Source organism: Desulfosediminicola flagellatus (assembly GCF_005116655.2).
Lineage (GTDB): Bacteria > Desulfobacterota > Desulfobulbia > Desulfobulbales > Desulfocapsaceae > Desulfopila > Desulfopila flagellata.
In genome coordinates this window covers 5,732,486-5,746,877 of the sequence record NZ_CP050698.1, presented here as the reverse complement: position 1 = coordinate 5,746,877, position 14,392 = coordinate 5,732,486, and the positions used below count along the sequence as shown (strand labels likewise).

At 44.8% G+C, this 14,392-nt stretch carries 8 protein-coding genes; 5 read left to right on the top strand and 3 right to left on the bottom strand.

From position 1 onward, the window contains the following. Positions 1 to 263: 263 nt before the first annotated feature. The 3 genes from FCL46_RS23765 to FCL46_RS23755 form a co-directional block, all read right to left on the bottom strand. Positions 264 to 2,519, bottom strand: coding sequence for a PocR ligand-binding domain-containing protein (locus FCL46_RS23765; protein WP_136810798.1), 2,256 nt, complete (start codon positions 2,517 to 2,519; stop codon positions 264 to 266). 829 nt (positions 2,520 to 3,348) lie between these two features. Continuing rightward, positions 3,349 to 5,928, bottom strand: coding sequence for a hypothetical protein (locus FCL46_RS23760; protein ID WP_176371623.1), 2,580 nt, complete (start codon positions 5,926 to 5,928; stop codon positions 3,349 to 3,351). Positions 5,929 to 6,048: 120 nt separating this feature from the next. After that, positions 6,049 to 7,416 (bottom strand): radical SAM protein, encoded by a 1,368-nt coding sequence (locus tag FCL46_RS23755; RefSeq protein ID WP_136809657.1) that lies wholly within the window; start codon positions 7,414 to 7,416, stop codon positions 6,049 to 6,051. 57 nt (positions 7,417 to 7,473) lie between these two features. On the opposite strand from FCL46_RS23755, the gene FCL46_RS23750 reads away from it, so the two are divergent. The 5 genes from FCL46_RS23750 (at position 7,474) to FCL46_RS23730 (ending at position 14,359) form a co-directional block, all read left to right on the top strand. Next, the gene (locus tag FCL46_RS23750; RefSeq protein ID WP_228723439.1) at positions 7,474 to 9,492 is read left to right on the top strand and encodes a tetratricopeptide repeat protein; all 2,019 of its coding nucleotides are present in this window, start codon (positions 7,474 to 7,476) and stop codon (positions 9,490 to 9,492) included. 63 nt (positions 9,493 to 9,555) lie between these two features. Continuing rightward, a complete protein-coding gene (locus FCL46_RS23745) occupies positions 9,556 to 10,080 on the top strand; it encodes a hypothetical protein (protein ID WP_136809655.1) in 525 nt (174 codons plus the stop codon). A gap of 943 nt (positions 10,081 to 11,023) precedes the next feature. Beyond that, positions 11,024 to 11,809: a transglutaminase-like domain-containing protein gene (locus FCL46_RS23740; RefSeq protein ID WP_136809654.1), complete on the top strand. Its 786-nt coding sequence runs from the start codon at positions 11,024 to 11,026 to the stop codon at positions 11,807 to 11,809. 119 nt (positions 11,810 to 11,928) lie between these two features. Beyond that, positions 11,929 to 13,392 carry a circularly permuted type 2 ATP-grasp protein gene (locus FCL46_RS23735; RefSeq protein WP_136809653.1) on the top strand — a complete coding sequence of 488 codons (1,464 nt, stop codon included), beginning with the start codon at positions 11,929 to 11,931 and terminating at the stop codon, positions 13,390 to 13,392. Continuing rightward, positions 13,385 to 14,359, top strand: a complete 975-nt coding sequence (locus tag FCL46_RS23730; RefSeq protein ID WP_136809652.1) for an alpha-E domain-containing protein — start codon at positions 13,385 to 13,387, stop codon at positions 14,357 to 14,359. Before FCL46_RS23735 ends, FCL46_RS23730 begins: the two co-directional genes overlap by 8 nt. The last annotated feature ends 33 nt before the right edge of the window (positions 14,360 to 14,392 follow it).

The following is a 14,392-nucleotide window of genomic DNA, read 5'->3' as shown; positions in this document are numbered from 1 at the left end:
CGTTTGGATTTTTGCATCAGGATAACGTGTTTGACTTTATTCACGCCTTTCTCGATCGGTGAGATTGAACTCCGCAAGCAGGTGACTGTCTTTACTCATTCATATATTGTCTTTTGCTGAACAGGTACAAAATGTTGTTGGCATCATCTAAGATAATTCGGCCCTGGTGTTAAATGGTGTTGAAGCTGATCAGAATCACGCGTAAACATGTATTTCCGTCGATGTGGAATACGGTGGTGTCAAGGCTGGTTGAGCGAGAAGGTTTACGTATCAAGTACGTGCCTGATCTTGGTCGCAAGCTCTCTTCTTGTGAAGGGTTTCTGAATGAAAAAGCCCCCATCCTCCAACACTCCGTGGCGCGATATGACGTTAGCCGTGTAGCCTGACATGAAGAGGTGTTTAATGTCAGGTTGTATGCTTAAAAGGTGTTTTACTAAATCTTGACCGTTCATTCCAGGCATAATAACGTCGGTCATAACCATGTCGATGTTGATACCATCCTCTGAGATGAGTTTAATTGCATCATCGGGTGAACCAGCGGTCAGAATTGTATAACCAAGTTGCTGAAGCATCGTCATGGTCATTCGTAATATTGCAGGTTCATCCTCAACCAAAAGGATAGTTTCATGGCCATGTTCGAGTTCCTCCATAACACTTTCTGATCTATCTTTACCAATGCTGCCAAGATAACGGGGCAGATAGATATTGAAGCTACTTCCCTTTCCCGGTTCACTGTATACATTGATAAATCCATTGTTTTGTTTGACAACCCCAAACACTGTTGCCAAACCGAGACCGGTTCCCTCACCAATGTCCTGCGTTGTGAAAAACGGTTCAAAGATGTGAGCTAGCATACTATTATCCATGCCATACCCGGTGTCACTTACAGAAATTCGCACATATTCTCCTGGAATGGCATCCATATGTGAGGCAGTGTACAGTTCATCAATAGGAGCATTTTTCGTCTCAACGGTAATTTTCCCGACGCCTGTGATAGCGGTCCGAGCATTTATGCACAGGTTTGCGAGGAGCTGATCGATTTGCGAAGGGTCAATTTTAACAGGCCACAATTCCGAGGCAGGGAGCCATGTGAGGTCAATATTCTCCCCAATGAGACGCCGTAACATTTTAAGCATCCCTTCTACCGTTTTGTTGAGATCAAGAATTCTGGGAGCAACAGCCTGCTTGCGGGCAAAGGCAAGAAGTTGTCGTGTGATATCGGCTGAGCGCTCGGCTGCTTTATAGATTTGATTCAGGTCTTCAAAGAGAGGGTTGGATGGTTCAACTTTATCCATTGCCAATTCAGAATGCCCCATTATGACGCCCAGCATGTTATTGAAATCGTGCGCTACACCACCCGCTAAAATCCCTATGGCTTCCATTTTCTGAGATTGTTGAAGTTGAGCAGATAATGCTTCTTTCTCCGCTTCTGCTTTTTTGCGCTCAGTGATATCGCGACCAATACCAAGAACGCCGGCTAATTCACCTTCGCTGTTGTATAATGGTGTTTTTATGGTTTCAAGAATCTCACTATGTCCGTCTGTTGCAAAAACGATTTCTTCTTCGTTTCTAGTTGGTTTGGCATTTTCCATTGCCAATTTATCATGTTTTCTGAAAAAATCTGCGAGATCTGTTTCTACAAAATCGTAATCTGTTTTCCCAATAATATCAGTTTCCGTTGCACCAAAGAAACTTTCAAATCGAGAGTTGCAGAAGCGGTAGACACCCTGCGGATCTTTTAGCCAAACCAGATCGGGGATTGCTCGAATCAATGATCGCATCATTGCCGCACTTTCTTTTTCGGCATTTTCTGCTTTCTTGCGCTCGTGTATTTCCTGCTCAAGCTGGATGTTGGAAAAGCTGACTCTCGAAATGTATGTTGTTAATTTGACGAGAAAATTCATGAGGTTGTTTACTGTTTTACGGCTGTACCTTGGTATTTTTCGGTAAGCCTCCATATAGCTCGTCTTGTCAAAGTCATATTTTTCAGCCTGCTTTACGAATCGTTCTTCATTGATATCTTCATCATCATAGAAAAATTGTCCGGTAAATATATTCCCCAGATGTATAGCCCCGATATAGAGTGGGGTTACAACGTCTGTTAGACCGTTTTTACATTGATAATCAATGAATTCTCCGGCTTTGAGATTTTTTGCTAAGAAGAGATCGCTCTCAGTACAGTTTTTGGCTGTTAAGAGATTAATCCTGTGGAATTTTGTACAGATATCCTGCCAGCCTGTCGCTTCGATAACTTTTCCATTCAGATCAAGAATGGCTGTTACCATACCGGTCAGAGAAAAAAAATCGTCCATAATTGATTGTAATTCATCAACATCGATTATAGATCCTAGGTCAAAGTCTATAGGAGGTGTTCCCTGAGTTGTTTGGGAGCAGATCTGTCCGGCAAGCCAGTGACTGCTTTTGGTTGAGTATTCTTTTTCTAACAGGGCTTGAAGCTTTTCATTCTCCAATTCTTTGACTCTTTGGGCCAATTCTTCATAGGTCGGTTTTTCAGCCATTAGAGAAATCTCCAGTTCATAAAATTACAAGAGCCAGAGAATAGAGTAGGTATGAGGGGAAAATAGAGAAATTCTCTGAGTATTCTGTGTGTATGTGGTTTACGTCTATTTTTCATCAGATGTGTTTGTAACCTTACCGAAACAGCACAATAGAGCCTGGATCATGTCAGATTATCTTTCTCCGGTTCAGTTGTTTTGAGCTGATGGCTTCAGCTGATCAGGCATCTGAAGTTTCCGTGTGTAGGATGGGGGATTGAGCAACTGACTAAGTAATACTCTGATATACAGTACATCCAATAATCAATAGTAATTCTATTGTGGCGTGAGTGCCAGTAGCAAATTGATGGAGCGGGATGTTCGTCTAACGTATCAGAAAATAATAGTAATTGATCTTTAGCCCGCACTTCTCATTATCACTTTGATGACAAGCTCAAGTGTTTGTTTTCATTTAGAAAAAAATGACGAATTCAAATAGCAGAGTTTTCTTTTAAAAGCAAAAAGCTAACTCCGGGTTAATAGGTTTTTCCGTAGTTGTAGCATTGGTTTTTGAAAATTCCGAAGAGTTTGGGCAAAAGGCCATTGTCGGACAGCCTCCTGGCTACTTACGGTAGTTTGGTGAGCAGTGTGCAGCGATAACGAACAGTAGGTTCTTATAAACAGTATATCGATTTTAGAGAGTATTTATCAAGTTCGACAAAATGCTTATGAAAAAAAAGTGAATACTTTGATACCCATTCATATAGATGTGTGCTCATGTGGTTAAAAATTCACGATTGAGGTCAAAATTCCTATTCTCGAAATCTTGCAATCCAAGAGCTGACTGTACGGATTATTGGTATTCAGTTGTGCCACGAACATGCTGAAGAGCATGTATGGCTTCAGGTACCCCAGTGAGGCCATCGTTATTTACATCCGCTTCAGGGAGTACTTCAATCACGCTTTGCCCTGTTAATACCTGTAAGGAAATAATAGTGTCTTCCAAGTCTGTTTTACCGTCATTGTTTATATCGCCGATATTTATCGGCTGGCAACCTGTTCCAGCTTCATTGGATATTTGTCCGACAGGGCAGCTCTGGCATGATGATTGACCTGAAGAATCACTATAGGTTCCTTCAGGACATGGAATAACGCTTGTGGCACCGGTGTTGGCGACAAATGATCCGGCAGGTGCCGCTTCACAGACAGTTTGTCCGGGCTGGGATTGAAATGTTCCAGGATTACAGCCTCCACATGGAGTCAGCCCATCATCAGAGATCGTTCCCGGTTCGCAAGCTACTGGTTCAACCACACACCCTGTTCTCATCTCATTGGATATTTGTCCGACAGGGCAGCTTTGGCATGATGATTGTCCTGGCGAATCGCTATAGGTACCGTCAATGCATTGATTTGGGCTCGTAGCACCTATGTTGGCAATAAACGATCCGGCAGGTGCAAGTTCACAGCTTGAATTGCCTGAGGTTTTATTAAACGTCCCGGTTGGACAGAGGTTTGGCTGGACTGCTGCTGTGCTGGTGATATATGAACCGGGAGGAGCCGCTTCACAGACAGTTTGTCCAGGCTGCGACTGAAAAGTTCCCGGTTTGCAATCTCCACATGGAGTCAGCCCATCATCGGAGATCGTCCCCGGTTCACAAACAACTGGTTCAACCACACAGCCTGTTCTTATCTCATTGGATATTTGTCCAGCAGGGCAGCTTTGGCATGATGATTGTCCTGGCGAATCGCTATAGGTACCGTCAATGCATTGATTTGGGCTCGTAGCACCTATGTTGGCAATAAACGATCCGGCAGGTGCCGCTTCACAGACAGTTTGTCCGGGCTGGGATTGAAATGTTCCAGGATTACAGCCTTCACATGGAGTCAGTCCATCATCAGAGATCGTTCCCGGTTCGCAAGCTACTGGTTCAGCCATACAGCCTGTTCTCATCTCATTGGATATTTGTCCGGCAGGGCAGCTTTGGCATGATGATTGTCCTGGCGAATCGCTATAGGTACCATCAATACATTGAGTTGGGTTCGTAGCACCCATGTTGGCAATAAACGATCCGGCAGGTGCAAGTTCACAGCTTGAATTGCCTGAGGTGTTATTAAACGTTCCGGTCGGACAGAGGTTTGGCTGGACTGCTGCCGTGCTGGTGATATATGAACCGGGAGGAGCCGCTTCACAGACAGTTTGTCCAGGCTGCGACTGAAAAGTTCCCGGTTTGCAATCTCCACATGGAGTCAGCCCATCATCGGAGATCGTCCCCGGTTCACAAACAACTGGTTCAACCACACAGCCTGTTCTTATCTCATTGGATATTTGTCCAGCAGGGCAGCTTTGGCATGATGATTGTCCTGGCGAATCGCTATAGGTACCGTCAATGCATTGATTTGGGCTCGTAGCACCTATGTTGGCAATAAACGATCCGGCAGGTGCCGCTTCACAGACAGTTTGTCCGGGCTGGGATTGAAATGTTCCAGGATTACAGCCTTCACATGGAGTCAGTCCATCATCAGAGATCGTTCCCGGTTCGCAAGCTACTGGTTCAGCCATACAGCCTGTTCTCATCTCATTGGATATTTGTCCGGCAGGGCAGCTTTGGCATGATGATTGCCCTGGCGAATCGCTATAGGTACCGTCAATGCATTGATTTGGGCTCGTAGCACCTATGTTGGCAATAAACGATCCGGCAGGTGCAAGTTCACAGCTTGAATTGCCTGAGGTGTTATTAAACGTCCCGGTTGGACAGAGGTTTGACTGGATTGCTGCCGTGCTGGTGATATATGAACCGGGAGGAGCCGCTTCACAGACAGTTTGTCCAGGCTGCGACTGAAAAGTTCCCGGTTTGCAATCTCCACATGGAGTCAGCCCATCATCGGAGATCGTCCCCGGTTCACAAACAACTGGTTCAGCCACACACCCTGTTCTCATCTCATTGGATATTTGTCCCGTAGGGCAGCTTTGGCATGATGATTGTCCTGCCGAATCGCTATAGGTGCCATCAATACATTGAGTTGGGGTTGTCGCACCCATGTAGGCAATAAACGACCCGGCAGGAGCAGGTTCACAGCTTGAATTGCCTACGGTATTATTAAACGTCCCGGGCATGCAACGTTGGCAGGATTTTTGCCCCGAGAACTCATTAAAGGTCCCGGGTGAACAGCGTTCTGCCTTTGATGCTGCCGTACTGGCGACATATGAACCGACAGGTGCAGCTTGGCAAACAGTTTGTCCCTCTAAAGGCTGAAAGGCGCCGGGTTTGCAATTGTCGCAAGGGGCCAAACCGTCATCTGAAATAGTTCCGGGTGAGCATTGTGTGTTCCCCGGTTCAGCAAAGGTAGTCCCGGGTGAGATAAAATGGCTAATGAGCAAGGGGCTGAACAATAGTAAGGCAAATTTCTTTCTATATTCCTTTTTAACTCTCATAACTCCCCGATGATTAGCCTAATATTATGTATGAATGGCAGTACGTAGTATGTGTTAACAAGCGATCTCATCGTGTGTTGATTAATGAGAAGCACATCGCCCGGAGCGAAAAAACTCACGTCATTTTTTTGTTGGTGTAAGTGTCATTGGCAGCTGTGAAACCGAATAATCCAGGCTGGCAGAGCGACATTTTTTACAAAATGGGTGATTGTATTTCAGCATGTCTATTTCGTGCTGCGACATTTCCAGAAAGTCGACTCCGAGCATATTTTCAGCTTCATAAACACCGCAACACAATGCTACTGAACCATCAGAATTTATAACGGTTTGATTGAATCGTAGCTCACAATCATAATCTCCGGTCCGATGCGCCTGTATATGAGCAATATTTTTCTTCGGATGAATAAGCAGGTCGCTCAAAATAGGATCGTCTTCTACGTTACCTTTTTTATTTACAATTTCGAGCATTTTCTCCAATGGCTGGTAAAAAGCCTGGATGGATTGATACTCGAAACCGAGCTCATTACATAATGATTTTACCTGCTCTGCCTGATTGAATGTACTGCGATAAATATGATGACCTACCCAGACCTTTGTGGGTGCTTTAAAGGTGTCGAGGTAATAGCGAAGGATATGCAGGTTTGATTTCAATAAATGAATATTTCCACCAGAATGTGTCTGTGAGTAGTTTTCCTGATGAAAGCCGGATAGTGATATTTTCAGCACATCCGGCCGGGCTCTGATGACATCTCGTAATCCCTTTTCAATATTGAGATTAGAAGAGAGCTGACATCGAAGACCATGGGTATGTAATATTTCTATAAACTCAGGAAGGTCCGGATGTAATAGAGGCTCTCCCCAGTTAAAGAGCCAGACTTCCACCTTCCCGATTATTGATTCCCGAAGAATTTTCCTGACAATTTTTTTGAAAAGATCACGGGGCATAGCCCCTTTGTTTCTCACAGCATTTCTAGAATTGCCAACAGGACAGGTGGGGCAGCGCAGATTACAGGTCCCCATTATGTCGATGACATAAACATATAGTGGTGCTTCACGTGGAGCATAGCGTTTAAGTATTTCACCAGCCAGTGGATCAAAAACTTCAGGGGTGAGATAGTCAGGTAGAGCAATACGCTTGAGGATAGCCTGAAGTGCTGAATCATCAGGTAAGAAATATGCGGCTTTCTCAAGCCAGGGTTGTGCTTCTTCCCAGTATCGCGCACGATAAAGTGCCATCCCTACCTCTCGATAGCTCTGTGCCTGTTCTGGAAAAGCAATATCTTCTGCCAGAACGCTTTCTATCAGTTGAACGCCTGGTTTAAGCATTCCCTGGCCAAGAAGTACCATGCCAAGATTATGAACTGCCGGCCTGAAATGAGGCTTTAGCTCAAGTACCGCTTCGTACTTTTTCTGGGCTTCGGGTAGCAATCCTTTGCGATGTAATTCTATCGCGGTCTTCATTAACTGATCGATCTCGGGATTATTCATAGATAAATTGCAGAGAAGTGGCTACCTTGCCGGAGTTACCGAACCCGATTGCCTGAAATGATAGATGAGCGAAAGATAGCCATGAAGAGTTTGACAAGCCCCCCAAAAGAGATCCTTTACAGAGAAGGAAAAACACTGTCTAAAAACGGAAAGTGGCAGGATGCTATCGACTGTTTTAGACGCATTATCACTGTTTTTCCTGACGATGTTGACTCTCTGCGGGAACTGGCCGAAATGTATTGTTCACAAAATGATCTTGAAAATTCAGCGTACTACTATACAAACATCCTGAAAATAGAACCAGACAATGTTCAGGCACACGTCGCATTCTCGCGAGTAAGGTTCCAACAGAACAATCTTGAGGAATCAGCTCAACATCTCCGAATAGCATTAACGCTACAACCAAAATCCGCATTAGAGCATTCTAACCTTGGCTATATTCTCTACTTGCAGGGCCAGATGGGAGATGCTGAATCTTCGTGCAATATGGCAATTCGTCTTCAGCCTGATTTTGTAGATGCGTATTGTAATCTCGGGATAATTCTTATTGCTTTGGGAAGAGGAGAAGAAGCGGGTCGAACTCTGCGAATAGCGAGTGAACTCAACCCTAAAGCTGTTCTCGCCTGGACTAACCTTGCAATAGTGTATCTTAATGAAGGGAAGGTCACGGAGTCGATCAGAGCAAGCCGTCGAGCCATCAGGCTTAACCCGGCTATGGTTGAGGCGTATTGCAATCTGGCTTCGGCGCTCCAGGAGAGAATGCAGCTTAATGATGCGTTGCGTGCCTATAACAAGGCACTAAAACTCCAACCTGAACATCGTGCAGCACAGGCCAATCGTTTGATGTGTTTACAGTATATACCTTCATTAAGCAGCCGTGAATTACGAGAAGCTGCTGCATCTTTTAAACCTGAATTTTCGCGAGTATCGTCTGTCGAAGCGTGTTATTCCAAGAAAGAAAGGCTTCGCATCGGCTATGTTTCAGGGGATTTCAGGCAGCACCCGGTGGGATGGTTTTTGCGTGCTGTTCTGCAAGCGCATACCATCGCAGAATTTGAAGTGTACTGTTATGACACGAGTAACCAGTACGATGAGCTCACCTCAATTTTGCAAGCTGATGCAGAACATTGGCGTTCTTTACGTTCTTTATCAGATTCTGAAGCGGCTGCTCAGATTCAGGAAGATGAGATTGCTGTTCTCATTGATCTTTCCGGGCATACATCCGGGGCGCGTCCTGGAATTTTCCAGTTACATCCGGCAACAGTACAGGTGAGCTGGCTTGGTTATTTTGCTTCAACAGGGATGGATTCCATAGATTATGTATTTCTTGGTCATGATCAGGCTCCTCCAGGGAGTGAAGCTTTTTTCCATGAAAAACTTTATCGCCTGAATACCTGCCAGTTTATTTACACACCGCCAGATTATCTCCCTTCTTTATCTCAACCGCCTCATTTGAAAAATGGCTATATTACCTTTGGCTGTTTCAATAACACTGCGAAGCTCAACAAAAATGTATTACGCCTTTGGGCAGAAATACTGCATCAGGTTCCCGGTAGCCGCCTGATACTCAAATGGAGAAGTTTGCTTGATACCGATTTTTCCAGCGAGCTGATGACGTTTTTCAGACAGGCAGGCATTGCGGAAAACAGGATTGAACTGCGCAGCGCATCCAGTCATCAGAAAATGCTGGAAGAGTATAATGATATCGATATCGCTTTGGACCCTTTTCCTTTTAGTGGTGCTTTGACTACCTGCGAAGCATTATGGATGGGCGTACCAGTAGTTACGTTCGCCCAACTCCGACCAGTATCGTTGCAATCGAAAGCGATCTTAAATCATTTTGGCCTGCAGGAACTTGTCGCACAAACACCGGATCGATACCTGAAGATTGCAACAGAAATGGCGAATAACAGTAGTAGACTCATTTCGATGCGCACCGGCCTGCGTCAACAGATGTCGGGCAGGTTGTCAGGAGATGCAATCACACTTGCCGACGAGCTTGAAAAAGCGTATCGTTCAGTGCATCATCAGATGCGCATTTTCAATGATGCACCTCAAAGAGCCCTTAAAGCTTGATGATCTCGGGACCGGTCTCTGTAAGACTGGTACATTCTTCTTTATGTTTAGGGGCAATATTTCATGATGATTGATTCTTGCTACAGCGGCTCCGTGGAGTCGCGGATTGCAGCTGGCCAATCGCTCTATCAGCTTCTGGCAGATCAGCTCAGAAAGGATGTGCATTTCATGCACGAATTCGCGAAGCTTATCGGGCATGCCGAGGACGTTAACCATCATATGGGATCCATGCGCCTGGCTCCGCTCTGTATCCAATGCTCAGCAAAGCCCACTGGTGGCTGCTGCAGCCTGTTTATGGCTGGAGAGACTGATGCCTTGCAGATGCTCATGAATCTTTTTGCGGATATTGAGGTGATTCCTGTCCGGGATGACGGTAATGAATGCATTTTTCTTGGAGAAAATGGCTGTATATTCCTGTTTAAACCTATGTTTTGCCTCAATTATAACTGCTATCATATCCATGAGAAGTCCACGTCTGCCGAAATAGCGGAACTTGAACGGCTGACCGGGGTAGTGCTCTGCAAACACTATGAACTTGAGCAGTATCTTCTTGGAATAATTCGACGAAAACATGATGGTGAGGTCTAGGAGACTGAGCTGGCATGTACTCGGTAGCATAGGCTTTTTAGTGAACAGGGGGGGGGACTGCCCAGCGATCAAATAGCCTGGTATCGAGACACGATTTATTCCTCAACTGTATGATTTTATAATAAAAATACATCGCCATTGAGTGAAGTGTTTTTTCCATGATATCAATTGGTTAAATGTTTTTGCCAATGGTTTTTCTCGCAGCTGCAACGCTCTGCAGCGTTATGAGCCGCTTGCGGTAGTTTGCTGCAACGACGTCGCTTGTAATTCGACCTCCGAAAAATTGTATTGATGAGAAATCCGGGCTAAGAATGTGTCCATGAAAATCCTGCTACTTCACTTTCTGGTAAAAATATGATACGTTTACGTTCAGTGCTCCAGGATTTTATAATTTACATACTCTAAAAGTGCTTCTATGCTAAATGTTGCCTGCTGAGCTGGCACTTCAAACCTATCTGTAGCAATTCAGTACTGCTTGTCATCAACACAACAACCGACAAAGCAATGTGTTCATAAACTGTTTTTGCTCAATCTCAAGAACATAGAGACGTCACTCTGGATACTGGCCATTGCCGGTATCAGATCTGGTGGATCTTATTGGCCAACGATAAGAAGAGATGCGTTATGCTGGATAATTCTCTTCTTGTATAGCTTGCATCAACTCTCTGCCAAGCGAACAACACGCATTTCCCATTGTCTGATTATCGCTGAGCAAGTCAGCTGTAATTAGGGTGAAAGGCTATCTTGGCGTACTTATCAATACTGTAATAATCGCTGTTTGCTTGAGTATTTGTAGAATATTCACCACCTCAGAACTACTTTTGTGAAACAATCTGGCACCCTTATTGCTAGACTCATTACAGGTGCTCTCTGTTTCTGAATACGTGAATAATCCGGGTAAATGGGAAATTACGCTGCAAGGGATTTAAAAGGTGATTGTTTTATGCATTTACAAACACGCTGTGATTTAACATTTGATATCACAGTACCGACTCCTTTCGTTTTCATGCTACGACCCCGCAGCGGCTATCAGCAATGGGTCTCATGTGAAAAATATATGCTTTATCCTTTAACCACTGTCAGGGAATTTACTGATCTATATGGCAATCTCTGTCAGCGACTCATTGCTCCAGTAGGAGATTTTTCCATATCCACCAGCGCTGAAGTGATTGTATCCGATGGCGTTGACAGAGAACCTGGCGGAATATTCATAGAGATACCACATCTGCCCGACTATGTTTTGGGTTATCTCCTGCCCAGTCGCTACTGTGAATCAGAGCATTTCAGCATGATGGCTGCCGAGATTACAGCGGGATATGCATGGGGCTATGACCAGGTAGCAGCAATTGAATCCTGGATACGGTCAACTATTCGTTACGAATTGAGTGGCAGTGATGCTCCCGTGACAGCCAGCGAAGTGAATACCCGGCAATGGGGCGTGTGTCGTGACCTCGCCCATTTAGGGATAGCCCTGTGTCGTGCGTTGAGCATCCCCGCACGCATGGTTGTTGGGTTTCTTCATGGTTTGGAGCCTATGGATATGCATGCCTGGTTTGAGGCATATGTAGCTGATCGCTGGTATACGTTCGATCCCACACAAACGGAATCCAGGGGTGGTTATGTTGTCCTGGGGTATGGTCGTGATGCGGCTGATGTCGCTGTCTATAACCAGTTTGGTCCAGCAGTATTCCCTACCACAAAGACGGTCAGTGTCAAACACATAGAGTAGTACCTCGTTAGCATCAGATGTTGATGTATTTTTTACTCGCGTGGTTGCAAAGCCACATTATTGTAATATCTCTTCGTGGTATATTACAAAAATGTCAAGAATTGAAAGAGTGAGGTTTCATGGAAACATTTGGAACATATGACCCGGAAGGATTTTATGATGAATTGATTGACGAAAAAGGTAATCCTCGTCCCGGGGTTCAGTTGCTCGTGGATAAAATCGAATCACTCCCTAAAGGTGACTTGAAGCTCCGGCAAAAAGAAGCGGAAGCACTGCTTTTAAAAATGGGCATCACGTTCAATGTCTATGGTCAGGATCAGGGCACTGAGAAAATTTTCCCCTTTGACCTCATCCCACGGATTATTCCTGATACAGACTGGCAACGGATTGAAGCGGGTCTCAAACAACGCATTTTTGCCCTCAATGAATTCCTTCAGGACATCTACAACGACAAAAAAATACTGAAGGATAAAATTGTTCCCAAGGAACTTATTCTCAGTAGTAAAACATACAGAAAAGAGTGTGAAGGGTTCACTCCACCGAAAAAAATCTGGTGCCATGTTACCGGAACGGACCTTATTCGAGGGGCTGACGGCAGTTTTTATGTGCTTGAAGATAATCTCCGATGTCCTTCCGGAGTTTCCTATGTTCTGGAAAACAGGCAGGTGCTTAAACGAACCTTCCCCCATGTTTTTGAAAAATCACGGGTACGTCCAGTAGACGATTATCCAGTGAAATTACTGGAGATGCTGGAGTATCTGGTGCCGGATGGTGTGCACTCTCCAACCATAGGAGTGTTGACTCCGGGGATTTTCAACAGTGCCTATTTCGAGCATTCCTTTTTGTCGCAACAAATGGGTGTGGAACTCGTCGAAGGCCGGGACCTCATTGTTTCGGATGGCTATGTGCACATGCTGACCACAAAAGGCCTCAAGCGGGTCGATGTTCTCTACCGAAGAATTGATGATGATTTCATAGATCCCACTGTGTTCCGTCCTGACTCTCTTCTGGGAGTAAAAGGGTTGATGGATGTTTACAAAAACGGACGAGTTGCTATGGCCAATGCGCCTGGGACAGGAATAGCAGATGATAAGGTTGTTTATGCTTATGTTCCTAGAATTATTAAATATTATACGGGAGAGGATGCCATCCTTCCAAATGTCCAGACGTATATTTGCGAAGAGGAAAAAGACAGAGCATATGTACTGTCACACCTGGATGAACTCGTGGTAAAAGCTGCCAATGAGTCAGGGGGCTATGGAATGCTGATTGGACCTCACTCTACGAAAAAAGAACAGGAGCTGTTTGCTGAGAAAATATCTGCAGATCCTCGTAATTATATAGCCCAGCCGACTATTTCGCTTTCCCGGGTTCCCACGATTGTCAACGATCATCTGGAGGGACGCCACGTAGACCTAAGGCCATATGTGGTGTTTGGAGAAGACATCTATGTGCAACCCGGTGGATTGACCAGGGTAGCCCTGAAAAAAGGATCATTAGTCGTCAACTCATCACAGGGCGGCGGAAGTAAAGACACCTGGGTGTTGTCGCCCGGTCAGGAAGAGGAGAACACTAATGCTTAGCCGCGTCGCCAACTCAATCTACTGGATGTGCCGTTACATTGAACGTGCTGAAAATGTTGCCCGTTTTATTGATGTTAATCTCAACCTTCTACTCGATCTTCCGGCGGACGATAAAGAGCAGTGGTCTCCACTTATTATGACAACAGGGGACCAGGCACTCTACGAAAAAAGTGAGAAAATATATAACCAGGAGGAAGTGATCTGGTTTCTCACCTTTGACAGGAGCTATCCCAATTCCATTCTCAGCTGTGTGTCAGCAGCCAGAGAAAATGCCAAATCTATTCGGGAAATCATTTCTTCAGAAATGTGGGAACATCTCAACAACTTTTACCTGGAGTTGATGAAGGAAGAGTCTATAAAAATGGCGATTCAGGACCCGAATCGCTTTTTTAATATTATCAAAATGCGAAGTCACCTGTTTACCGGCTTGCTGGATTCAACGATGAGTCACGGAGAGGCCTGGAATTTTGCCCGGATTGGCATGATGCTGGAACGGGCAGACAAGACATCAAGAATACTTGATGTAAAATATTTCATGCTGCTTCCCCAGGTTGGATTAGTCAACACACCTATTGATAACATTCAGTGGATTTCAGTGTTGAGATCTACCAGTGCCTTTGAAATGTTCAGGAAAGAATTCCATCAGGTACGACCGGAAAATGTAGCGAATTTCCTTATATTTAACAGGCTGTTTCCACGTTCTATCTATCATTGTATTGAAAAGGCACAAATATGTCTGCATCGTATAACAGGGTCACCAACTGGTGTAGCCACAAATGCAGCAGAGAAAAGGCTGGGACGTCTTAAAGCTGATCTTGAATACACAGATATTGAGGAAGTAATCGAAGAAGGTCTACATGAGTTTCTGGATGATCTGCAGACAGAGTTTAATCAAATCGGCGGAATCATAGGTACGACCTTTTTTAATATTAAGCTGCAGAGTCAGACAAATAGCAGCGAACAGTAACCAGGAGCCTGTCCGAGAATGGTTTTTTGCTCA